This window comes from Veillonella parvula DSM 2008 (genome assembly GCF_000024945.1).
In the GTDB taxonomy this organism is placed as follows: domain Bacteria; phylum Bacillota; class Negativicutes; order Veillonellales; family Veillonellaceae; genus Veillonella; species Veillonella parvula.
The window spans coordinates 1746156-1770821 of the sequence record NC_013520.1 but is presented as its reverse complement, the minus strand read 5'-3'; the positions used below and the strand labels follow the sequence as shown (position 1 = coordinate 1770821).

25 protein-coding genes are annotated in these 24666 nt (G+C 39.6%); 21 read left to right on the top strand and 4 right to left on the bottom strand.

The features are described 5' to 3' along the window. Positions 1 to 129 precede the first annotated feature (129 nt). The 7 genes from VPAR_RS07970 to VPAR_RS07940 all read left to right on the top strand — a co-directional run bounded on the left by VPAR_RS07970 (position 130) and on the right by VPAR_RS07940 (position 7425). On the top strand, positions 130 to 3033 hold the full coding sequence (locus tag VPAR_RS07970; protein WP_012864805.1) for a DEAD/DEAH box helicase: 2904 nt from the start codon (positions 130 to 132) through the stop codon (positions 3031 to 3033). Positions 3034 to 3041: 8 nt separating this feature from the next. After that, positions 3042 to 3446: a (deoxy)nucleoside triphosphate pyrophosphohydrolase gene (locus tag VPAR_RS07965; protein ID WP_012864804.1), complete on the top strand. Its 405-nt coding sequence runs from the start codon at positions 3042 to 3044 to the stop codon at positions 3444 to 3446. Between the two features lie 186 nt (positions 3447 to 3632). Then, a complete protein-coding gene (locus VPAR_RS07960; RefSeq protein WP_012864803.1) occupies positions 3633 to 4451 on the top strand; it encodes a sulfurtransferase in 819 nt (272 codons plus the stop codon). A gap of 13 nt (positions 4452 to 4464) precedes the next feature. After that, a complete protein-coding gene (locus VPAR_RS07955; RefSeq protein WP_012864802.1) occupies positions 4465 to 4692 on the top strand; it encodes a hypothetical protein in 228 nt (75 codons plus the stop codon). Positions 4693 to 4829: 137 nt separating this feature from the next. After that, positions 4830 to 5585, top strand: a complete 756-nt coding sequence (locus tag VPAR_RS07950; RefSeq protein ID WP_004695049.1) for an exodeoxyribonuclease III — start codon at positions 4830 to 4832, stop codon at positions 5583 to 5585. A 165-nt stretch (positions 5586 to 5750) separates the two neighbouring features. Then, positions 5751 to 6440, top strand: coding sequence for a 7-cyano-7-deazaguanine synthase QueC (gene queC / locus VPAR_RS07945; RefSeq protein ID WP_012864801.1), 690 nt, complete (start codon positions 5751 to 5753; stop codon positions 6438 to 6440). A 493-nt stretch (positions 6441 to 6933) separates the two neighbouring features. After that, complete coding sequence (locus tag VPAR_RS07940) at positions 6934 to 7425, top strand: QueT transporter family protein (protein ID WP_012864800.1); 492 nt, start codon at positions 6934 to 6936, stop codon at positions 7423 to 7425. A gap of 121 nt (positions 7426 to 7546) precedes the next feature. On the opposite strand, the gene VPAR_RS07935 is transcribed toward VPAR_RS07940, so the two are convergent. From VPAR_RS07935 to ispE, 4 genes are all read right to left on the bottom strand, one after another. Then, positions 7547 to 8803, bottom strand: a complete 1257-nt coding sequence (locus VPAR_RS07935) for a Glu/Leu/Phe/Val family dehydrogenase (protein ID WP_012864799.1) — start codon at positions 8801 to 8803, stop codon at positions 7547 to 7549. 350 nt (positions 8804 to 9153) lie between these two features. Next, positions 9154 to 10614 carry an alanine/glycine:cation symporter family protein gene (locus tag VPAR_RS07930; RefSeq protein ID WP_012864798.1) on the bottom strand — a complete coding sequence of 487 codons (1461 nt, stop codon included), beginning with the start codon at positions 10612 to 10614 and terminating at the stop codon, positions 9154 to 9156. A gap of 141 nt (positions 10615 to 10755) precedes the next feature. Beyond that, positions 10756 to 11448, bottom strand: coding sequence for a GntR family transcriptional regulator (locus VPAR_RS07925; protein ID WP_004697535.1), 693 nt, complete (start codon positions 11446 to 11448; stop codon positions 10756 to 10758). Further along, positions 11445 to 12341 carry a 4-(cytidine 5'-diphospho)-2-C-methyl-D-erythritol kinase gene (ispE, locus tag VPAR_RS07920; RefSeq protein WP_012864797.1) on the bottom strand — a complete coding sequence of 299 codons (897 nt, stop codon included), beginning with the start codon at positions 12339 to 12341 and terminating at the stop codon, positions 11445 to 11447. The genes VPAR_RS07925 and ispE overlap by 4 nt, the downstream gene beginning before the upstream one ends. Positions 12342 to 12546: 205 nt before the next feature. Here ispE and VPAR_RS07915 point away from each other — a divergent pair, with 205 nt between their 5' ends. The 14 genes from VPAR_RS07915 to atpG all read left to right on the top strand — a co-directional run bounded on the left by VPAR_RS07915 (position 12547) and on the right by atpG (position 24657). Continuing rightward, a complete protein-coding gene (locus tag VPAR_RS07915) occupies positions 12547 to 13491 on the top strand; it encodes a YitT family protein (protein WP_012864796.1) in 945 nt (314 codons plus the stop codon). Positions 13492 to 13662: 171 nt separating this feature from the next. Beyond that, on the top strand, positions 13663 to 15300 hold the full coding sequence (locus VPAR_RS07910) for a phosphoglucomutase (protein ID WP_012864795.1): 1638 nt from the start codon (positions 13663 to 13665) through the stop codon (positions 15298 to 15300). A gap of 147 nt (positions 15301 to 15447) precedes the next feature. After that, a complete protein-coding gene (locus VPAR_RS07905; protein ID WP_012864794.1) occupies positions 15448 to 15723 on the top strand; it encodes an ACT domain-containing protein in 276 nt (91 codons plus the stop codon). 9 nt (positions 15724 to 15732) lie between these two features. After that, the gene (locus tag VPAR_RS07900; RefSeq protein ID WP_012864793.1) at positions 15733 to 17091 is read left to right on the top strand and encodes a PFL family protein; all 1359 of its coding nucleotides are present in this window, start codon (positions 15733 to 15735) and stop codon (positions 17089 to 17091) included. A 34-nt stretch (positions 17092 to 17125) separates the two neighbouring features. After that, a complete protein-coding gene (locus VPAR_RS07895) occupies positions 17126 to 18277 on the top strand; it encodes a glycosyltransferase family 4 protein (protein WP_012864792.1) in 1152 nt (383 codons plus the stop codon). Positions 18278 to 18334: 57 nt separating this feature from the next. Then, entirely contained in the window at positions 18335 to 19477 is a 1143-nt protein-coding gene (gene wecB / locus VPAR_RS07890) for a non-hydrolyzing UDP-N-acetylglucosamine 2-epimerase (RefSeq protein WP_012864791.1), read from the top strand. Position 19478: 1 nt separating this feature from the next. Continuing rightward, entirely contained in the window at positions 19479 to 19673 is a 195-nt protein-coding gene (locus VPAR_RS07885) for an AtpZ/AtpI family protein (protein WP_012864790.1), read from the top strand. A gap of 100 nt (positions 19674 to 19773) precedes the next feature. Beyond that, a complete protein-coding gene (locus tag VPAR_RS07880) occupies positions 19774 to 20052 on the top strand; it encodes an ATP synthase subunit I (protein WP_231968126.1) in 279 nt (92 codons plus the stop codon). 170 nt (positions 20053 to 20222) lie between these two features. Then, positions 20223 to 20921, top strand: a complete 699-nt coding sequence (gene atpB, locus VPAR_RS07875) for a F0F1 ATP synthase subunit A (protein ID WP_012864788.1) — start codon at positions 20223 to 20225, stop codon at positions 20919 to 20921. Positions 20922 to 20944: 23 nt separating this feature from the next. Then, positions 20945 to 21172 carry a F0F1 ATP synthase subunit C gene (atpE, locus tag VPAR_RS07870; protein ID WP_004695064.1) on the top strand — a complete coding sequence of 76 codons (228 nt, stop codon included), beginning with the start codon at positions 20945 to 20947 and terminating at the stop codon, positions 21170 to 21172. Positions 21173 to 21190: 18 nt separating this feature from the next. After that, entirely contained in the window at positions 21191 to 21688 is a 498-nt protein-coding gene (gene atpF, locus VPAR_RS07865) for a F0F1 ATP synthase subunit B (RefSeq protein WP_012864787.1), read from the top strand. Between the two features lie 4 nt (positions 21689 to 21692). After that, entirely contained in the window at positions 21693 to 22244 is a 552-nt protein-coding gene (atpH, locus tag VPAR_RS07860; RefSeq protein WP_012864786.1) for an ATP synthase F1 subunit delta, read from the top strand. A 16-nt stretch (positions 22245 to 22260) separates the two neighbouring features. After that, on the top strand, positions 22261 to 23799 hold the full coding sequence (gene atpA / locus VPAR_RS07855) for a F0F1 ATP synthase subunit alpha (protein ID WP_012864785.1): 1539 nt from the start codon (positions 22261 to 22263) through the stop codon (positions 23797 to 23799). A 3-nt stretch (positions 23800 to 23802) separates the two neighbouring features. Next, on the top strand, positions 23803 to 24657 hold the full coding sequence (atpG, locus tag VPAR_RS07850; RefSeq protein ID WP_012864784.1) for an ATP synthase F1 subunit gamma: 855 nt from the start codon (positions 23803 to 23805) through the stop codon (positions 24655 to 24657). The last annotated feature ends 9 nt before the right edge of the window (positions 24658 to 24666 follow it).

Here is a 24666-nt window from a genome sequence, read left to right as displayed (position 1 = left end):
TAAACGATGAATGAGGCTGTAAGCTGTTATAAAAATATACTTTTAAAAGTAAAACTATATACTCTCTAGACGTTGCAGCTGCGGCTGGTATAATAGCAAGTATAGTATTCATTATATGGGGAGTTCGTTATGTCAGAATCGAATCATTTAATCAATTTTGCTACATCTTCGGAACTTATTGCTAATGGGGAAGGGCGTAATGTATTATCTGCTATTGAAGATGGATTACGCAATTGTGATGAGTTTTTAATATCGGTAGCATTTATTACTCCAGAAGGCTTATTAACATTAAAACCAATTCTTAAAGAGTTAGAAGAACGTGGCGTCCGAGGACGTGTGTTAACGACGGATTATCTTGGTTTTAATAGTCCACAAGTTTTGGAAGATTTAGGAAATTTAAATAATATTGAGTTAAAAGTGTATTGCACTACACAAGGTAGTGGTCATGGATTTCATACAAAAGGCTACATTTTTAGAAAAGATGAATCTTATCAGATTATAGTTGGTAGTTCTAATTTAACTATTAATGCATTAAAGAAAAATCGTGAATGGAATACTCGTTCTGAAGCTCATTGCAGTGATACCTATGCTAGAGAAATCACGGAAGAATTTGACTTGTATTGGAATTCAAAATTTTCTATTCCTTATGAAGATTTTATTCCTTGGTATAAACCAAGATGGGTGCGTCCAGAGCGAACTTCACAAAGGACTGTAGCAGAGCAATTTAGAAAAATAGATTTGCTTCAACTGGAACCTAATAGTATGCAACAACAGTTTATTGCTAACTTCAATGAACTAAGAGCTAATAATGCTAAAAGAGGTCTTTTGATCTCTGGTACGGGTACCGGCAAAACCTATGCGGCAGCTTTTGCTATGAGAGAAATGAGGCCTAAAAGAATATTATTTTTAGTACATCGTGAACAAATTGCAAAACAAGCGATCGCTAGTTTTGAGCGGATTTATAATGATCCATCTATTACATTTGGTTTAGTTTCTGGGAATGCTAAATACTATAATGCGACTCATGTATTCTCTACAATGCAAATGATGGGCCGTAATGATGTAATGAAACAGTATGCTCCAAAGGAGTTTGACTGTATTATCATTGACGAAGTACATCGCGCAGGTTCAGATAGCTATCAACGCATTATTGAATACTTTGAGCCTCAGTTTTTATTGGGAATGACGGCTAGCCCGGAACGTACAGATGGCTATGATTTATATGAATTATTTGACCATAATATTATTTACGAAATTCGATTACAACAGGCTTTAGAAGAAGACTTACTATGTCCATTTCATTATTTTGGCATTAGTGATTTGTGGGTGGATACTCAAGAAGATATTTCTGATATGGAGGTATCCTTTTCAAACTTGTCTACAAAAGAGCGGGTAGATAAAATTATAGAAAAGATTCGCTATTTTGGACATAGTGGTAGTCGTGTAAAGGGGCTAGTATTCTGTAGCAATCGAGTTGAGGCAAAAGCGTTGTCTGATGCTTTTAACGAGCGTGATGTTTATCGCACTGTATGTTTAACTGGTGAAGATAGTCAAGAAACTAGGGAAATAGCAATTGCTCGATTAACGGGAACTGGTGATTATCAGGGCCGTTCAGACCTGCAATTGGATTATATCTTTACCGTAGATATCTTTAATGAAGGTGTTGATATTCCAGAAATTAATCAAGTTATTATGCTACGTCAAACTGAAAGTCCGATAATCTTTATTCAACAACTCGGACGTGGTCTTCGTAAATTTGAAGATAAAGAATATGTAGTTATCTTGGATTTTATTGGGAATTATACTAATAACTTTATGATTCCATTAGCCTTATCAGGTGATAGGAGCTATAACAAAGATACATTGCGTCGTTATGTACAAGCTGGTAATCGTATTATTCCAGGTACCTCAACTGTACATTTTGATAAAATTGCAAAACAACGCATTTATGAATCTATTGATACGGCAAGATTTTCCGATATGAAATTAATTAAAGAAGCTTATTTCAATTTACGCTTCAAATTAGGTTGTATTCCTAAAATTGCTGATTTTGCCGATCATGGTTCGATTGATGTTAGTAGAATTTTTAGTAAATTTAAGTCCTATCATCATTTCTTGATAAAGATTAAGGATAAGGACTATGAAATATCCTTTACACCTGTTCAGGAGAGAATGCTACATTTTATATCTCAGAAATTAACGACAGGTATACGTGCTAGAGAACTTTTATTATTGCAGGCGTTACTAGATGGTCGTGACGATATCATTAACTATGTATCTGAAGAGCTTTATAATAATTACAATGTAGATTTATCTGAATATGGACGAATTAATCTTATCAATATGATGACAAATCGATTTGGTGTTCAAGTAGCACAAAAGACTTTTGCAGATAGTGAGTTTATTGAGTTCTCTAATGGTAAGTATGGTATATCCCAAATTTTTAAACAGGCCTTAGAGGATAATAATTTTAAAGAACAAGTTCAAGAGCTCGTTGATTATGGTTTGAAGCAGTTCGATGAAAAGTATAAAGACAATATTTATGGTAATACGCCGTTTGCTTTATATGAAAAATATACATATGAACAAGTTTGCCAATTATTAGAGTGGCCTCAAAATGAAGTACCTCTCAATATTGGAGGATATAAATTTCATAAGGAAACTAAAACATACCCTGTGTTTATCAACTATCATAAAGATGATGATATTCAAGATACTATTAAGTATGAAGATAGATTTGTAAACCCAGGTTTACTGAAAGCTATTTCTAAGAATAAGGCAAAGTTTACATCTCCTGCTATAAAAACTGTATTTAAGGCTGATGAATTAGGTGTTGCAATGCATTTGTTTGTAAGGAAGAACAAAGATGATGAAGAGTCTAAAGAGTTTTACTATTTGGGACCGATTCATTCTACTGGTCAGGAAAATGCTAAAGAAATCTCCATGGCTAATGGTACTGCGGCGGTAGAATTAGAATATGTACTCGAAGTACCTGTACGGGATGATATTTATGATTATATTGTTAATGGATAAGGATATATATGAGTGAACAACGAAAACATATTGAAGTGGTGGCAGCTATTATAAAAAAGGATAATACCATACTAGCAACTCAACGAGGCTATGGTGATCTTAAGGATGGATGGGAATTCCCGGGTGGCAAAATTGAACTAGGTGAAGCCCATGATGTAGCTCTTATTAGAGAAATCAAAGAAGAGTTAGAAGCGGATATTAACGTTCAAGAGCATATTATTACGATCGAATATACAGGTTATGAAAAGTTTGAATTAACAATGCACTGTTATTTATGTTCGTTGGAAAATGATTCTAATATTACTTTAGTAGAACATGAAGCTGCAAAATGGTTATCTAAAGATAGTTTATATTCTGTGGATTGGTTACCTGCCGATATTGATGCGGTAGATGCCATATACAAACGCTTGTAAGTTAAACATTAAATTACGTATAAGTCCCTATCTTAGATAGGGGCTTTTTCATGTTTATCTAGTTTTAATATTACGCAAATAAATAACTTTTACTGTGCCAAAATAAATTGTATATCCCGTTGTACTCGTATATAATAATATTATCAGATTTGTATTTTTCGATATAATCAAAGAAAGGAGTACAACATGTCAAATTTTATCACTCCTAAAGAATTATTAGCTTGTTTCGATGAGGTCATCATTTTAGATGCTCGAGGGTATCAAGATTATAAAAAGGGCCATATTAAGGGGGCTTATGCGGTAGATTTAGATAAGGATTTAACAGGTCCTTTGGGCGAGCATGGTGGTCGTCATCCGTTGCCAGATATGGAACGATTGGCTCATACCTTTGAGTCTTATGGCATTACTCGCAACTCCAAGGTTGTAGTATATGATTCTTGGCTATTTTTAGCGGGCCGTCTTTGGTGGACGTTGCGCTACATGGGCTTAACTGATGTACGTGTATTGTCTGGTGGTATTGAACGTTGGGTTCGAGAGGGTCATCTTTTAACTAAAGAGCCGACCCCGTTACCTGCTGAACCATCTATCTTTAACTACGAGTTGCAAACGGATATGGTTATGAGTCGTGATGAGGTACTCAAGGCTAGTGAAAGCGGAGATCATGTTATTATTGATGCTCGTGCGCCATTCCGTTATGATGGATCTCAAGTAGATACGATGGATGGCATGACAGGCCATATCCCTGGCGCTGTTAATCACTTTTATGAAAGCGGTTATACCGTAGATGGTCCTAAGTCTTTGAAAGACTTAGAGGCTGAGTATTACAACGAAATTTACCAAAATCGACCAGTTGTAACGTACTGTGGCTCTGGTGTAACGGCTTGTAATGCGTTGTTAACCATGAGTGAAGTAGGCCTTGAGTCTGCTTTATATGTTGGTAGTTCTAGTGACTGGGTAACCTATGAAGGATTCCCACTTAATACTGGCGTAGAAACATTAAACTAACATAGGAGGGCAAATGAATCTTTTAAAACAATTATTAACGGTCGTTGCCTTTGGTTATATGTGTTATCATATCTATACCTTTGGACCAGGTATGTTTAATGTAACAGTATTGGTGATTCTTATCTTGTCGACGGTGGCTAATTATTTCCGTGAAAAACGTGAAAGCGATCTTAAAGCAAATGAAAATGCCCGCAAGGCTCGTGCAGAAGCAAGACATGCTAAGAAACATAAAAAGCAGTAGTATTGCTAACATATAATCTTTAGATTAGCTTACATTAAGCAAAAACTTGACGTATATTCTATGTGAAAGAGACTTTCACCAAGTTAAATACGGTGAATAGTATTAGATTGATGTGAAGTATTATAAAGGAGTAAGAATTGAAATTAATTTCTTGGAATGTAAACGGCCTCCGCGCCGCTGTAACAAAGGGATTCATGGAATCCTTTAATGAATTAGATGCAGATATTTTCTGCCTGCAAGAAACAAAATTGCAACCCGATCAAATTTCTTTGGAGTTGCCAGGGTATGAGCAATATTGGAATAGTGCAGTTAAGAAAGGCTATAGTGGCACTGCTGTATTCACGCGTATTAAGCCATTGTCCGTAACTAATGGCATCGGTATTGAAGAACACGATCAAGAGGGCCGTGTTATCACTGCTGAATACGATAATTTCTATTTGGTATGCTGTTATACACCGAATAGCCAACGTGAATTAGCTCGCCTTGATTATCGTATGACTTGGGAAGATGCATTCCGCAATTATCTACTTGAATTAGATAAGAAAAAGCCTGTCATTCTATGTGGTGATCTCAATGTAGCACACCAAGAAATTGACCTAAAAAATCCTAAGACGAACCGTAAAAATGCAGGCTTCTCCGATGAAGAGCGTGCAAAGATGACAGAACTCTTAGGAGCAGGCTTTACAGATACATTCCGTCACCTCTATCCAGATGCTATTGAGCAATACAGCTGGTGGTCCTATATGGGGAAAGCTCGTGAACGGAATACAGGATGGAGAATTGACTATTTCATCACATCTAAACGCCTTGATGATAAAATCCAAGAAGCGAAGATTCATCAACAAATCTTTGGCTCTGATCACTGTCCAGTAGAATTGGTTATTGATCTATAAAATTTTAGTGAATGTAAATGCACAGCCTCATCTACGGATGAGGCTGTTGTAATAGTGTTAGGACTTTTACCATCGAAATACATATATTGTTGAAATATATATCTATGTTTGTATTCTTTATTTTCGAGATATTTTGAAAACTGTTATTCAGAATAAGGAGATAATATGGCTCAAAAACAAAAGGCCGTCGTTCTTTTTAGCGGTGGCGTAGATAGTACTACTTGTTTGGCCCTTGCTATTGAACGATTTGGCAAAGATAATGTGGTGCCCTTATCGATTCAATATGGTCAAAAACATAGTAAAGAATTAGAGGCTGCTATAGCTATTTTAGAGTATTATGGTATGGAAGGTAAAACGATGGATGTTACCAAGCTATTTGCCTTTAGCAACTGCTCTTTATTAACACAATCTAGTGAAGACATTCCGCAAGGTTCCTACAAAGAACAACAAGATGCAGAAGGGGAAGGTACGGTGAGCACTTATGTACCGTTTAGAAATGGTCTATTCCTATCTGCGGCAGCATCCTTGGCACTATCTCTAGACTGTGGCTATATCTACTACGGTGCTCACAGTGATGATGCGGCGGGCAATGCATACCCTGACTGTACAGAACACTTCTATAAATCTATGGGTGACGCCATCTTTGAAGGATCCGGTAAAGAATGCTCCTTAGAAGCACCCTTCATTAACGCCAACAAAGCTGACATCGTAAAAGAAGGCCTACGCCTCGGAGTACCATACCACTTAACCTGGTCCTGCTACGAAGGCGGAGACAAACCATGCGGACACTGCGGTACCTGCATCGACAGAGCTAAAGCCTTCCACGCAAACGGAGTCGAAGACCCAGCATTGTAAAAGTAGTTATCTCTATATACTTCTATTGAAACTGGCTTAAATTAGTAGTCGCCTTTGGATGACTACTTTGCAGATATTCTAATTGGTTAGAATGTTCATTTGACTCAAGGCGGACTTTTACGTCACTAGTATTGTGATAAACGTTGATTTGTTTAATTTGATGTGGTGGGAGATACCTTTTCAAAGAGCGACTTTGGCAGGTCGAGGCCCTCGGCCGATGACCGGTTCGCCAGTGGAGCGATGAGGAAAGGTATCTTTCACCACCCCGACCTTACAAACTTAATACTAATAGTAGTTAGCTCTAAGAAGTCCGCCTGAATCTAAATTGATTGCGAAAATATTAGATATATGCTAATATTAGTACTGCCTAAAGGCGACAACTAAATAAGACAGTTTGAAACCATCCTGTCTCTAAACAAAACTACGGAAATTCATAAGCATTTATAGCATGGTAGTTTTGCCATGCTTTTTTTATTTTGAGGAGGTGAGTGTTATGATTTCTACACGCAAATTGACTATTTCTGCCATGGTTGTGGCATTGTACATCGTTGTATTGTATGTAACGCAAAGCGTTTCCTTCGGGGCGTATCAAATTCGTATAGCAACATCATTATATGCACTTGCTTATGCCTTTCCGTTCTTGGTGATTCCCATGGGGATTGGCAACCTCATTTCTAACTTCCTATTCGGCGGTCTTGGCATCCTCGATATGATGGGAGGCTTTGGTGTGGGCGTATTGACGACTGGCATCATCGTAGGAATGCGCAAGCTTGGTCTCAGCGCTTGGTGGGTCATGCTTCCAATCGTATTTGTGCCAGCACTATGTGTACCAATGTGGCTCAGTCCATTACTTGGAATTCCGTACTGGCCATTAGTGTTGAATCTTATGGTAGGTCAAACCATTCCAGCGATTCTTGGTTCTGTATTGGTGAAAGCCTTAATCAGTCGTCCTAGCATGGCTGCCTTATTAGGTGCTTTCAAATAAAACTAAAGAGAGGGCGTTAATTTCCATTCATATGGAGCATTAACGAATACAAATAAAAAGGCGTAAGCTCAAATCGAGCTTACGCCTTTTTTATGGCTAAAATGTATGGAGGTATAGGAGTTTAGCAGTTATAGCCACGCCATCTAGTTTCGACTACGAGGCGTTCAAGAGCAACCATGTACGCTGCTTGACGAGGCGGTACATTGTATTTATGTTGCATCTCCCAAACAGCTTCGAAGCTATTTTGCATATTCTTAGTTAATCTTTCATTAACTTCTTCTTCAGTCCAGTAGAAGCTTGCTTTATTTTGTACCCATTCATAATAGGATACAACTACGCCGCCACCGTTAGCAAGAACGTCAGGGATGATGTCGATGCCTTTTTCATAGAAGTATTTATCCGCATCATTAGTAGTAGGGCCATTAGCGCCTTCCAAGATGATCTTAGCTTGGATATTTTCCATGTTGTCTTTGTTTAATTGGTTCTCAAGGGCTGCCATGTATAATACATCAACTGGTTGAGCCAATAACTCTTGAGGTCCAATTGTAGTCATGCCTGGTTCGCTGTAACCTTCGAGGGAACGACCATGGGAGTTAGCATATTCGTATGCTTTTTCAACATCGAGGCCGTTAGGATTGTAGATGTTAACGCTTACGTCGCCGATAGCTATAACTTTTGCACCTGCTTGTGCAATGAGACGAGCGCCTACGGAACCTACGTTACCAAAGCCTTGAACTGCAACAGTAAGGTTTTTGATATCCAAGTTTTTCTTAGCGAGGTAGCTTTGCAATGCGATGAGGCAACCGCGACCAGTTGCTTCATTACGGCCTAAGGAACCGCCTACTTCGATTGGTTTACCTGTAACGATACCTGGGCTCCATTCGCCTTTTAATGTGCTGTATTCGTCAGCAATCCAGCTCATGATTTGAGCATTCGTATTTACGTCTGGTGCAGGAACGTCTGTATTAACACCGATGATAGGTGCAATACGGCGTACAAAGTTACGAGTTAAGCGTTCTAATTCGCGAGGGTTTAAAGTTTTTGGATCGACTTTGATGCCACCTTTACCACCGCCATAAGGAATGTTAGCGATAGCGTTTTTAATAGTCATCCAAGCTGCCAATGCACGCACTTCATTTTCATCAGAATCTGGATGGAAACGAAGACCGCCTTTAGCACTACCACGCAATGTGGAATGTTGGCAACGATAACCTTCGTATACGCGAACTTCACCATTGTCGAGTTGAAGAGGAACTGCTACTTTTAGTTCTCGTTCTGGGTGACGTAACACTTCGTATTCACTACGAGTATAGCCGAGCTTTTCAGCTGCTACGTCTAATGTGTTTAACATGTTTTCATATGGGTTATAACCGCTCATAATTACCTCCTGGATAATAGAGTAAATTAATAGTTTAATTAGTGCTAATTTTATCGCATACTTAAGTATTCGACATTGTAAACAGAATACCCTTTATATTTTCATAAATATATTCTATAGTTTTTGACCTTTAAAGGTAGGAAAAATATAGATACTTTCTGTGATATCTGTCACTTTAAAATCTGCTAGTGGAGGATATTTTTATATATGAAAATGGATACTTTTATAAAAAATAAAAATCTACATTTCGAAGAATATAGACCTTTATGTATGTACTAATAAACTGTTTTAAGATTATATGAGAAAGACTGGTGAAAGATACTTTCACCAGCCTCATAAGTTAATATATTTTATTTTTCCACTGTATCTTCAATCGGAGTAGGAGGTACGGAGGAGTCTGTAGTTTGACCATCACCCCACCATACGATGCCGTACGTGTGGTTTAGAATAGAACGGTTAAATACTGGCGTTTCAATACCTGCCTTACGTTGTTTAATATAGTCATCGAGGGCAAGACCTGCTGTGCGCCCCATACGTACGATGGAACTTACGTTAGTTAATACTAAGAAAGCCATGAATAAATCGGCTAGATTCCATACAAGATCTAGAGAGGCAATAGAGCCAACAAATGTCATAAGAATTACACCAATACGGAACAAATGTAGGTAGAATCGTTTATTTGTTAAGTGGCTAATATTGATTTCACCGTAGTAATAGTTACCAATTAAGGAACTAAAGGAGAACATAACGATGAAAATGGCTACGGCTGTAGGAGCCCAAGAACCAAGCTGTTGAGCTAGATTATGTTGTACAAGAGCAATACCTGTTAGACCTGTAGTGCTGTAATCACCCACGATGAGTACGATGAAAGCAGAAGCTGTACAAATGATGAATGTATCAAGGAATACGCCGAATGCTTGTACAAGACCTTGTTCTACAGGGTGGTTAACAGCTGCCGTAGCGGCTGCGTTTGGAACAGAACCCTCACCGGCTTCGTTAGAGAAGAGCCCCCGTTTGATCCCATTCATAACAGTAGCACCTAATAAGCCACCACCTGCTGCAACAGGCTCAAACGCGGAGGAAAAAATAGTATAGATTACATGTGGGAATTGGGTAATATTCATAATTACCACGAATAATGCAGTAGCAATGTATAAAATCGCCATGATAGGAACGATGATTTCAGATGCTTTTGCAACGCGGTTGATACCACCGAAAATAATAATACCAAGGAGGACTGCCACTACAGCGCCTGTATAGGATACATCAAGGTTGAAAACTTGGAGAGATGCAGCCAATGTATTGGCTTGAACAGAATTGTAAATCCAACCATATGTAATACTGATTAAAATAGCGAATAGAACAGATAATGCTTTATTGTTTAGACCATAGCGAATGTAGTAAGCTGGTCCACCGTAGAAACCGCCTTTAGCAACAGGCTCCTTGTAGATTTGTGCTAATGTAGATTCGATAAAGCCAGTGGCAGCACCGATGAGTGCGATAACCCACATCCAGAAAATGGCACCAGGGCCACCAAGTACAACAGCAATAGCTATACCTGCGATGTTACCAACACCTACACGAGAGGCGGTACTAACACAGAATGCTTGAAATGAGGATACATGATTCTTTTCTGTAGAGCTACCTGCGCCGTTAATTACGAGGCGAATCATTTCTTTAATCATGCGAATTTGTACAAAATTCGTTGTCATTGTAAAAAAGAGACCTGCACCGATGAGAATAAAAATGATGAAATAACTCCATAAATAATTGTTTATGGTAGATATCGCATCATTGAGCATTGCTTCCATAAAAACTCCCTTTCCTGTAAAAAAATTTATATTTCATAATAATCAATGATATTGTATCAATTTCTATAGACTATGTAAAACAAAAATCCTTCACAGATAGGAAGGATTTTTTCTTTATATAGTATTTTTGTAGGATGTTTTTTATGCCTTAGTAAATTCTTGTGACTCTTCCATTCCTTGTAACAAGGTTTGTTCAGAATGTTCCATGTGAATTCGAGCTAGTTTACGAGCTTGCGCTGCATTGTGAGAGGCGATGGCTTCCACTAATTGACGATGTTCCTCCCAAGTTTTTCTAAGACGACCTGGTTGATTCATGGAGAAACTGCGGAAGCGGTAGGTTTGTTCTCGTAAATTGTGAACGATGTCCGCCAATCTTTCATTACGAGAAGCGCGGTAGAGGACTTCGTGGAATTCTACGTCCGCAGCCACAACGGATTCCATATTTTTGTTTTCCATATGATCGCCGATTTCTACAAGCATTCTCTCCAGCGTTTCGATTTCCTCTTCTGTAATGCGTTCTGCTGCAAGGCCTGCTGCAAGTTCTTCAAGGGCAGAGCGGATTTCAAATACTTGAGTGATATCCTTCAAAGAGATATTGGCAACGTAGGTGCCGCGGCGAGGCACCATAACGACAAAGCCTTCTAGTTCTAGTTTACGTATGGCTTCACGAATGGGGGTACGACTTACGCCTAACTCTTCGGCAAGGGGAATTTCCATGAGGCGCTCCCCAGGTTTTAGCACTCCATCTTGGATGGCTTGACGCAATGTTTCACTTACTACTTCTCTTAGTGGCTTATACGCATCAAGTCGTATAGGTTGTAACCGTTTTGTCATACTAAGTCCTCCTGTGTACATGTTTTAGTAATGAGTGACAGCCAATCATGACCAGCTACTTTAATCTCCTCTTGCAACTGCAAGGCTTCCATTGGTTTGTTGAGTAATACTACCATTGTAGGACCACTGCCTGTCATGATGGTTGGGTAACCACGGCTAGTGAAGAACTCCTTACATATTGTTAGTTCTTCGTGATCTGGGAATAATAATTCCTCGAATGTATTAGCGCTACTAGTGAAAGCAGATTGTAAATCATTATTCTTAAGATGATTCAGAACGGTATCGATTGTTTTTGTGGTGGCTTTAGATTTACCGCTGAAACGACCATAAGCAACCGCTGTAGAAATAGATACCTTTGGCTTTACTAATAATAGCCAATGTGCTTCTGGCGATTGACTATAGGTTAACACTTCGCCACGACCTGTTCCGCGAGCTGTACCGCCTTGTAGTAGGAACGGCACATCAGATCCGAGTGAGGTACCGATGTTTAAAAGTTCCTCTTGCGTAAGACGTAAGTCCCAAAAACGGTTGAGACCTAATAACATGGCCGCTGCGTCTGCACTACCGCCACCAAGACCCGCTTGAATAGGAACGCGTTTTAATAGGTGGATGGCGGCACCGGCTTTACAACCCGTATAGGCCTGTATGGCGCGTAAAGCTTTGAGTGCGAGATTATCTTCTCCATAGCTTACGAGCTTTTGCATGTAATCGGGCAATTCGGGAGCTCCACCAGAAAATACTACGGAATGATGCTTAGCGAAATAAATAGAATCACTAAGGCGAATCGATTGAAATATGGAATCGATGTTGTGGTATCCATCGTCACGCTTACCTGTAATAGCAAGCCCAATATTAATTTTGCTGCAACCGAGTTGCTCAAAACTTTTACTCATAATAGCCTCGTTTGTAATGTACAAATTATATGCAGTTAATATGTTTATTTTATACTGTTATAAAGTGATTGAAAATAACCATTAAGTGGTTTATGATGATTTTGTATATACCTGTTGTTTGATTATTAAAAGCATTGTAAACAGCGTATGTTTTAATTAGTTCATTATAGAATATTTATAGTGAAATGGCAATTTGGAGGGAGCTATGTTCGCCAAGTATAAAGATGTTGTCTATCAATGTGTCATAGTTGCTATTGGTTGTGCAATTTTTGGTGCTGGTTTAGACGCCTTTGTACTACCTCATAAACTGGTTAGTACTGGTATTAGTGGGGTAGGATTGATTCTGTATTATCTAACGGGATTATCCGTTGGTTCTTGGAACGTTATTTTGAACGTCCCTATCTTTTGGGCTGCTTGGAAGTGGCTTGGCAAACGTGTTGTACTCAATACCTTGTATGGCACGCTCATGCTATCGTGGATGATTGATCTGTTTAGTTTCTTACAATATGACATGATTATTAAGGATCCACTACTCAGTTCTATGATGGCGGGTATCACAACTGGACTGGGGCTTGGTATCGTCTACCGTGTAGGTGGTAATACAGGTGGCCTTGATCCAATTGCACTTATCGTTCGCAAATATTATGGGCTTCAAATGGGATCTATTAATAGTGCCATCAACTGTGCTATCCTCTTAGTTGCTGTCGGCGTTGTTGGACTTGAAGCGGTAGCCGTAACTCTTATAAGTGTGTATGTATATACTATTATTACAAATAAGGTGGTAATTGGTTTTAATCAACGTAAAGTTGCTTTTATCATTACCTATCGGACAGATGAGGTATGTGAGTGTATCATCAATAAGGTTGGCCGTGGTGCTACTATTATCAATGGCATTGGCGCTTATACACGGACGCCTAAGCAGATTGTGATGGTTGCAGTTAATTTGCTGCAGGTAAATAAATTGAAAGAGGTTATTCAAGAAGCGGACCCAAATGTGTTTATCTTGATTACTGATGCCCAAGAGGTTATCGGTCAAGGGTTTACTCAACCTATTGTTCCTGCGGAAATATCTAAACAGCTAAAATCACAAGATATAACTACCGAAGCGAACAATAATGTTGTAATAGATGAAAATAGTTGTAACAGATAAAAATAAAGAATTATGATAAAATCTCTGGCTGTTGTCATCTTATATTAATTATGTGTAAATATAATATTTTATGAATGATACATACATTTTGAAAATAATTTAATGTAATTGATCGAATATCAAGGTTGTAAAATGAGAGGGCTTGCCCTCAAGATAAGATTAGAGGTTTCTATGACTCACAAATTAGCAGGTACGCCTGTACAAGAACAAGATATTATCGATGTGCAAACCCTTGTGGATGCCTATTTTGATAATGCTCCGGATATTACAGATCCGACACAACTCGTATCCTTTGGTACATCTGGCCATCGCGGTACATCTTTAAATGGTACTTTTACAGATTTACATGTGGCCGCTATTACACAGGCTATTTGTGATGGCCGTGGCCAATTCGGCGCTACAGGTCCGATTTTTGTCGGTCAAGATACACATGCTTTATCTCAGCCAGCCCTTGTAACAGTTCTAGAGGTTCTTGCTGGCAATGGCGTAACGGCAATGGTTGATTCCGATATGGATTTCGTGCCGACACCATCTATATCTCGTGCCATTATTCGCTATAATGAAAGCCACGATGATAAAGCGGATGGTATCGTGATTACGCCATCTCATAATCCTCCAGATAACGGTGGCATCAAGTATAACGCTACTAATGGTGGACCGGCGGATACTCTCGTTACAAAATGGATTGAAACCCGTGCTAATGAATATATTCGTGCATATTGTGAATTAGAAGGGTTCAAACGTATTAGTATCGACAATATTGAACCTGATCAACAAGTTCCGTATGACTATAAAGGCCTGTATGTTGAAGAATTGTCTTCTATCATTAATATGGAGGCAATACAAAGTGCAAAACCTAAGGTTCTCGTTAATGCCCTTGGTGGTAGTGGACTAGGTTATTGGCAAGCTATTAAAGAGCGCTATAATCTCAATATGGATATTATCAATGATGAATATGATCCAACCTTTAGCTTTATGACGTATGACCATGATGGTAAGGTCCGCATGGATTGTTCCTCAGAATACGCTATGGCCGATGTTATTAAGCAAATAGGTAATTACGATTTGGCTGTTGGTAACGATCCCGACTATGATCGTTATGGTATTGTTAGTGCAGAAGGGCTTGCTTCACCAAATGCATTCCTTGTAGCCGCTGCCGATTATCTATTCACAACTCGTGGTTGGAAGGATAAAGGGGTAGGTAAAACGGTTGTTTGTACAACCATGATTGATAAGTGGGCATCCGTTAAAGAAATTCCCGTGTATGAAGTTCCAGTAGGCTTTAAATACTTTAGCTCTCTATTATTCGATGGGGAAATTGGCATTGGAGGCGAAGAATCTGCTGGGGCATCTTTCCTCAAAAAAGATGGTACAGTATGGACTACAGATAAAGACGGCATGGTAATGGCTCTCTTAGCGATGGAGATGTACGCTGTAATGGGCGCCACCGTTGAGAGACTGTATAACAATATTGTGGAAGGCTGTGGAGATCCTCGATTTGGTCGTATTGATGCGGCTTGTACAAAGGAGGCCAAGGCTAAGTTGAAACAGTTAAATGCTAGCTCTATTACAGCTACAGAGGTCGATGGTGATGCTATTACGAATATACGCACGACATCCTTGTACAAGGATATGCCTATCGATGGTGTTCGTGTGGAAACGGAAACAGGCTGGTTTGTAGCACGTCCATCTGGTACTGAAGATTTATATAAAATTTATGGTGAAAGCTATAAAGGGGACAAAGGTCTTATCGCATTGTTAACTGCTGGTGAAGAGATTGTAACAAGTGCTTTGTCTGACGAAGTGTAACATGTTGTTTTCACTAGAAAACTCATAAAGATTTCACTCATGAAAAATAATAAATGTGTTATAATATATTAATATAGTTTATTGAATGCCTTATATGAATGCCTTATACTGGCTATATAGTTTGTAGTGCTTAGAGAAGGTGATGTTATGAAATTAGTTGTTACCGTTGTCGGCGTAGACCGCGTTGGTATCATTGCTGGGGTTAGTACCGTACTCGCTAACTACGGTGTAAATATTATGTCCATTAATCAGACCATCCTTGATGGCGTTTTCAATATGATTATGATGTGTGAAACCAAGTCTGAAGATATGAAAAATCTTACAGCTATCCAAGCGGCTTTAACGACTCAAGGTAAAGAACTAGGTGTTGAAATCCGTGCACAACATGCTGATATTTTCTTGAGCATGCACCGTGTAGGATAGGAGGCACTCATGTTATCTATCGACAATATTTTAGAAACGAATCAGATGATTCATGATAACAAGCTTGATGTGCGTACTATTACGATGGGGATCAGCTTGCTCGAATGCGCATCTAGTTCTGGTAAAGAGTTGTGTGACCGTATTTATGACCGTATTACAAAAGAGGCAGAACACCTTGTATTTACGGGTGAAAATATTGAACGCGAGTTTGGTATCCCTATTATCAACAAGCGTATTTCCGTAACACCCATTTCTCTTGTAGCAGGTGGTAGTGATTTAACATCCTATGTTCCTGTGGCGGAAGCCATGGATCGTGCTGCAAAAACTGTAGGTGTTAATTTTATCGGCGGCTTTTCTGCGCTTGTAACAAAAGGCGCTACACGAGCTGATCGTATTTTGATTGACTCTATCCCAGAAGCGTTAGCAACTACGGATATCGTTTGTAGCTCTGTTGCAGTGGGTTCAACTAAAACTGGTATCAACATGGACGCAGTGCGAGACATGGGAATCATCGTTAAGAAAACTGCAGAGCTTACAAAGGATAATGATGCTCTTGGTTGTGCTAAGCTCGTAATTTTCTGTAATCCTGTAGAGGATAATCCGTTTATGGCGGGTGCTTTTTTCGGCGTAACAGAAGGGGATAGCGCTATTTCTGTAGGTGTATCTGGTCCGGGCGTTGTAAAACATGCGCTTGAATCCGTTCGAGGTCAATCCTTTGACGTTGTAGCAGAAACGATTAAACGTACTGCTTTTAAAATCACACGCGTAGGTCAATTGGTAGCGCAAGAGGCATCTCGTCGTCTCGGTAAACCATTTGGTATTATCGATTTATCTTTGGCACCAACGCCAGCTGTAGGTGACTCTGTAGCTCATGTTCTTGAAGAGATGGGCTTGTCCTCTTGTGGGTGTCATGGCACTACAGCAGCACTAGCATTACTTAATGATGCGGTGAAAAAAGGTGGTCTTATGGCTTCCTCTCACGTAGGTGGGCTTAGTGGTGCATTCATTCCTGTCTCAGAAGATGCAGGCATGATTGATGCTGTATCCTGTGGCAGTTTGACGCTTGATAAATTAGAGGCCATGACATGTGTATGTTCTGTAGGTCTTGATATGATTGCTATTCCTGGAGACACTACTGCTGATACCATTTCTGCTATCATTGCAGATGAATCAGCAATTGGTATGATTAATAATAAGACAACTGCGGTTCGTGTAATTCCTGTACCTGGTAAAACTGTTGGAGAGGTTGTTGAGTTTGGTGGATTATTAGGCTATGCTCCTATTATTGAAGTGAGTCCATATAGTGCAGCCGAGTTCATTGCCCGTGGTGGAAGAATTCCTGCTCCTATTCGTAGCTTAACGAATTAATCCGTTTTTACAACCTACTTGTTGGAGGTGTCTTATGAGTGAATATGTGCTCGATTATGTGTGGGCCTTTGCACTAGCGCTCATCATAACCTTTGCACTTACCCCATTGGTAAAACGCTTTGCCGTTGCTGTTGGGGCAATAGATAAGCCTGATGCTCGAAAGGTGCATCATGGTGCGATTCCACGACTTGGTGGATTAGCAATCTTTCTCGGTTATGTGGGATCGGTTCTTTTTAACAATTCCATCCCGCATGATCATAAATTGTTTGGGTTTGTCCTTGGTACGGTCATTTTGGTGCTAGTTGGTATTTGGGACGACATTAAACAAATTGAGCCAAAAACTAAGTTAATGGGACAAATTATAGCAGCTGCTATTCTGGTGGCTTATGATATTCGAGTAGACTTCATTAACCTTCCTTGGGGTGGTGTAGTATATCTCAAGTATTGGGCTATTCCATTGACTATTTTCTGGATAGTTGGTTTTACAAATATTGTAAACCTAATTGATGGACTTGATGGCTTGGCTGCAGGTATTTCCTTTATCGCATGTATCGCTGTTTGTGCAATGACATTGCAACTTGGTCAAACTGATCTTGCTTGCCTTTCTCTTGCCTTAGCAGGTGCGACTGTAGGTTTCCTGCGGTATAATTTTAATCCTGCAAAAATATTCATGGGTGATACGGGATCGATGTTGTTAGGGTATACATTAGCGGCTATTTCCGTTATGGGGGCTGTAAAGACAGCTGCTATGATTGCTCTAGTGGTACCTGCCATTGTGTTAGGCTTGCCTATTTTGGACACCTTATTTGCTATTGTGCGCCGTAAAATCAGTGGACGTCCCATCTTTAAACCCGATAAAGGTCATGTTCACCATCGTTTATTGGCACAAGGATTAACACAAAAGCAAGCTGTATTGTTGATGTATGCAGTAACAGCTCTTTTCGGCGGTGTATCTGTTATCGTGGCAGAGGTTAATGCTTGGGTCGGCGCGACCTTGGTATTAGTAATTTTCTTGTGTAGTATTTATATTGCACGACGTCTTGGCGTTATCATGCATAGTGATGCGGCAGGGCATCCGTTACCACGTCCTACAATTGAACGCAGCGACTCGGATGATACCATATCCTTTGATCGCGATGAATTGGCTAAAGCTTTGGAGAATACTGATGATTCTCATAAGGAATAACTATCTGTGGGGTGCTTGGCGCCCCATTTTCTCTATCCTACTACGTTGGAGGCAACTATGTTAAAAGTTATGACAATCTTTGGTACAAGACCTGAGGCTATCAAGATGGCTCCTCTTGTAAAAGCGTTACAAGCAGCACCAGATATGGAACCTATTGTAACCGTTACGGCACAGCATCGAGATATGCTCGATCAAGTACTAAACTTGTTTAATATTACCCCAGACTATGATTTAAATATTATGAGTCAAGGTCAAACACTATATGATGTAACTAATCGTGCTTTGATGGGCCTTAAAGATGTATTAGAAGAAGCAAAACCTGATGTGGTACTCGTTCATGGTGATACTACAACTACCTTTGCTGGGGCCTTGGCTTCTTTCTATCAAGAAATTCCTGTAGGTCACGTGGAAGCAGGATTACGGACAGGTGATATTTACTCTCCGTTCCCTGAAGAGATGAATCGCAAATTGACGGGCTCTATTGCGACGTATCACTTTGCGCCTACTTCTAGTTCTGAAAGCAATTTAAAAAAAGAAAATATTAATACAGAACATCTTTATGTAACGGGCAATACTGTTATCGATGCTCTTGATACGACGGTGCAAGACAACTATGTATTCGATGATGCAGCTATTAATGCTCTTGATTCTGAAAAACGTACGGTCCTTGTTACCACACATCGTCGAGAAAACTTAGGCGAACCTATGCGTCATGTATATCAAGCCATTCGAGATTTAATTAATGAATTTGAAGATATTCAAGTTGTTTTCCCTGTACATAAGAATCCTAAAGTTCGCCAAGTTGTACAAGAGGAACTTGGTTCTGTGGAGCGTGTTACATTAATTGACCCTCTTGATTATGAACCGTTTGCAAACTTGATGGCTAAATCTTATTTGATTTTGACTGATTCAGGTGGAATTCAAGAGGAAGCCCCAGCTCTTGGTAAGCCTGTTCTCGTATTGCGTGATACGACAGAACGTCCTGAAGCGGTAGAAGCAGGTACCGTTCGCCTTGTAGGTACTGATAAAGATGCGGTACATAAAGCCGCTTATGAATTATTGAGCAATGCTGAAGCGTATAAGTTAATGTCTAACTCTGTTAACCCATATGGTGATGGTAAAGCATCTGAACGCATCATTCAAGCGTTGCGACATGAATTCTTAGGTGATGCGCGTCGTCCTGAACGTTTTGGTAAATAATATGGATAAGGATCTTGTGAAAGCCCTCGCCATGGCAACATCAGCGGGGGTCACACTGGTCTCCTGTATTGGAGGTTTTATTTGGCTAGGTTATAAATTGGATACTTGGCTTCAAACGGAACCACTCTGCATGGTCATATTTGGCCTAATAGGCGCTATAACAGGGTTTTATATGTTATATAAACAAGTTAAGTAGTGAGGTATGTATGAATCAATATATAAAATTCATAGTGTGCGTGCTACTGACTTGTTTTTTTATTGCCTTTTTCGGAGTAATAATACAGATTGCATGCGGATTGCAACAATATGTATGGGGCTGGTTGTGGGGCATTTTTATAATGGTGTTCTACTTGTTAAGTTTAGCTTTGCATGGTCAATCCATTGTATCAGGGGATCCTTACAAAGCCGTTCGTAAAGCTCGTAGACAGATGATATGGCGTCTTATGTTAGTAGGTTCATTAGTAGTCTTAGGATTAAAGATTCCCGGCATAGAGGCTATTAGCGTGTTTGTTGGTGTGGCACTTATTCAGCCTGCATTATATGTTGTTTACTGGTGGCTTAGTCGACATTTCTAATCTTATGATGTGTTAAATTATAGATATATTCCAATAATGCATTATACACAATACATTCATGAGTAATTAGAATTGTTTACCTTTCAAGTGTTGATTATATATCTATAACGATGTATGATGATACATATATATTATATTTATATTTATTGTAAATATATTAGTTTTTTATTATGTCTATGGAAGGGGTTGAGAACGTGGAATTACATGCGGGACACCATGAAGTCGTGCAGTGGTTAGGGTTGACATTTAATTTGGATACTCTAATTGCTACATGGGTTACTATGGCTATTGTAATACTGATAACAGTACTAGCCACCCGGGGACGAAAATTGGTGCCTGTAGGCTTGCAAAATATAGTTGAATCTATATTGGAAGGCTTAGAGGGGCAATTAGCTCCGAACTTAGGTCGTCATTGGCCGATGGTGAGTTCCTTGTTATTTACGTTTTTCTTATTTATTTTTGTAGGAAATGAATTAGGCTTAATGCCTACACTTAAGGCGTTAACATCACCAACATCTGATATCAATACTACAGTTGCATTGGCTTTATGTAGTACATTAGTAGTATGGGTTATGGGTATTAAAGTTAAAGGCTTATCTTACTTTAAGCATTTTGTACGACCTTATAAGGCTTTGCTAGTACTTAATATCTTTGAAGAGATCGCTAGACCTGTTACGCTTGCTTTCCGTCTATTCGGCAATATCGTAGCTGGTGAAATTTTGTTAGAAGTATTATACAAGTTGCCTTGGTTTGTACCTGTACCATGGGTGTGGATTGCTTTTAGTTTGTTTATCGGCATTATTCAAGCCTTTATTTTTACCGTTCTTACAGCATCCTATTTAGGGATGGCTCTTAGTGAGGAACATTAATTATTATATATGGAGGATATATTATGGAAGCTCAAGGTTTATTCGCATTAGCAGCAGCGATCGCAGTAGGTTGTGGTGCCATTGGTGCAGGTATCGGTGACGGTCTTGTATCTAGTAAAGTAATCGAAGGTATTACACGCCAACCTGAATTGCGTGGTCAATTGATGTCTACTATGTTCGTTGCGATTGGTTTAATCGAAGCGATGCCTATCATCGGTGTAGTAGTTGCGTTTATTTTGTTATTCAGATAATAACGAGGAGGAATAACCTTGGTTGACTTAAGCCTTGGAACGATTCTTGCTCAAATGTTGAACTTTTTTATATTAGTTTGGCTATTGGCGCGTTTTGCATATAAACCATTATTGGCTATGATGACAGAACGTAAAGAACGAATTGCTAAAGATTTAGAAGCTGCTGAACAAGCCCGTGCAGAGACAGAAAAGTTTAAAGCTGATTATGCAGCTCAAATTTCTAATGCTCGTGTAGAAGCACAACAAATTGTTGAAAAAGCAATTCAAGAAGCAGAAAATACTACACGAGAACAATTGGCAACAGCTCGCGAGCAAATTGAACAAGAAAAAAATCGTGCTCGTCAAGATATTGCCATCGAACGCGATCGTGCTATGAACAGCTTGCGTAACGAAGTGGTATCTTTATCTGTAGCTATGGCTGGTAAAGTTGTTGCTAAAGATATGAACAGCGAAACTAATACAAAATTGATCGAAGACGCTATTCGTCAACTTGATAGTAAAACGATAGGGTTGTGATACGATGAGCATAGAAATTGTAGCAGATAAATATGGTTCGGCTATGTTTGAATTAGCTCAAGAACAAAATATTTTGGAACTCATGGAGGAGCAATTAGGTTATGTAGCGTCCGTTATGGCGGAACAGCCTGAACTTCGTTTATTCCTTGAAAATCCAATCGTTACAGAAGATGCAAAGATTAAGTTAGTTGGTTCCATCTTTGAATCTAGTATCGACAAAGTTGCTTTACACTTTATCTATGTGATGATTAAACGCGGTCGCCATCGTTATATTGCGCAGGCCATTGCAGCGTTTATTCAAAAATCACGAGAGGCTCGTGGTATTTTGGAAGCTACTGTAACTGTAGCAGAACCAATCACAGCTGATGTAGAAGCATCTGTACAAGCTAAATTACGAGAAGTAACAGGGAAAGATGTTATTTTATCTGTGCGTCAAAATCCATCTATTATGGGTGGTATCGTTATCCAAGTAGGGGATAAACGCATTGATGGCTCTGTATCTCGTCGTTTAGAGGAATTAGAAAAATCTTTATTAAGAACGAACTCTATTAGATAGGGGTGAATGGGTATATATGAAAATGAAGCCTGAAGAAATCACTGCTATAATCAAACAGCAGATTCAGGACTATGATGTTGACCTCAATGTCGATGACGTGGGTACTGTTCTCGACGTAGGGGATGGCATCGCCCATATTTATGGTCTTGAAAGAGCCATGGCCGGTGAGTTGCTAGAATTACCACACGGCGTATATGGCTTGGTTTTGAACTTAGAATTAGATAATGTTGGTGCCGTACTATTAGGTGATGACTTCTTGATTAAAGAAGGAGACCAAGTGCGCCGTACTGGCAAAATTATGGACGTTCCTGCTGGAGATGCCTTGATTGGTCGCGTAGTAAACCCTCTTGGTCAACCTCTTGATGGCAAGGGTGCTATCCAAGCTACAGAACGTCGTCCTATCGAACATCCAGCACCTGGTATTGCGGATCGTCAATCCGTAAACGAACCATTGCAAACAGGTCTTAAAGCGATTGATGCGATGGTACCAATCGGCCGTGGTCAACGTGAGCTTATCATCGGTGACCGTGGTACAGGTAAAACTGCGATTGCCTTAGATACTATTTTGAACCAAAAAGGCAAAGATGTTATTTGTATTTATGTAGCTATTGGTCAAAAAGAATCTACGGTTGCTCGTGTAGTACAAAAACTTGAAGAAGCAGGGGCTATGGAATATACAATCGTAGTTTCTGCGAGTGCTTCCACTGGTGCACCTCTTCAATACATTGCCCCATACGCTGGTGTTGCCATGGGTGAATACTTTATGTACCAAGGTAAACACGTATTATGCGTATATGATGACTTAACAAAACAAGCGGCTGCATACCGTGCTATGTCCCTATTATTGCGCCGTCCACCAGGGCGTGAGGCATATCCAGGTGACGTATTCTACTTACACAGCCGTCTATTAGAGCGGGCTGCGAAACTTTCACCTGAACTTGGTGGAGGTTCTATTACAGCGTTGCCAATCATTGAAACACAAGCAGGTGACGTATCTGCATACATCCCAACAAACGTAATTTCCATCACCGATGGTCAAATTTTCTTGGGTACAGATATGTTCTACTCTGGTATTCGTCCAGCTGTTGACGTAGGTTTATCTGTATCTCGTGTAGGTGGTAGTGCTCAAACTAAAGCGATGAAACAAGTAGCGGGTCAATTACGTTTGGACCTTGCTCAATATCGTGAGTTGGCTGCTTTCGCTCAGTTTGGTTCCGACCTTGATGCGGCTACACGCGCTCAACTTGATCGTGGTGAACGCTTAACTGAAATGTTAAAACAAGGTCAATATGAGCCTATGAGCGTAGCGGAAATGGTTATTAACCTTTACGCTGGTACAAAAGGGTACTTAGCAGATATTCAAGTGGCAGATGTATTGTCCTTTGAAGCTGAACTTTTACGCTATGTAAAAGCAAATTACCCTGAAATCATCACTAACATTGAAACGTCTAAGAAAATTGACGAAGAAACTGAAAATCTATTGAAGCAAGCAATCCCAGAATGTGTTGAAGCATTTGGCTCTACACATACATTAGTGTCTCGTAAGGAGGCGTAATGTATGGCTAGTGCACAAGATTTGCGAAAACGCATAAAAAGTGTTACCAATACGCAGCAAATTACAAAAGCGATGAAGATGGTAGCTTCTGCTCGTCTTCGTAGGGCACAAACAAAAGCGGAAGCTACTCGTCCTTACGCAGAAAAGATAGGGCAAATCTTGCGTCATATGTCTAATAGTGATTTAGAAGGCTTTGAAAGTCCTCTCTTAGATGTGCGACCTGTAGAACGCACTTGCTACATTGTAGTAGGTGCAGATAAAGGTCTTGCAGGGGCATTTTCGTCTAATGTGTTGAAATTTGCCATGGAACAATTACATGGTAAGTCTTCTGACACGTACCGTGTTATCACGGCAGGCAGAAAGCCTAGAGATAGCATGAAATCTAGAGGTATTCATATCGATAAGTCCTATGCGGGCTTTTCTGATAAACCATCCTATGAACATGCGCGTACCATCATGCATGAAGCACTTTCACTATACGAACGTCATGAAGTTGACGAAGTCATCATGATCTATACACATTTTGTAAATTCTATGACGCAAATTGCACAGGCTGAGCGCTTGTTGCCAATAGAGCAACCACAAGATGAGGTAAAAGGAGAAGAGTATGATTTCATGCCATCTGCTGTATCCGTCTTGGAGGCGTTGTTGCCAAAATACTTAGAAATTACAGTTTATAATGGATTGTTGCAATCTGCAGCTAGTGAATTGGGTGCTCGTATGACGGCTATGACATCTGCTACAGATAATGCAGGGGAACTCATTGAGTCCTTAGGCCTTGAATATAACAAGTTGCGTCAATCTAGCATTACAAACGAAATTTCTGAAATCGTTGGTGGCGCTAATGCCTTGCAATAGATAAGGAGA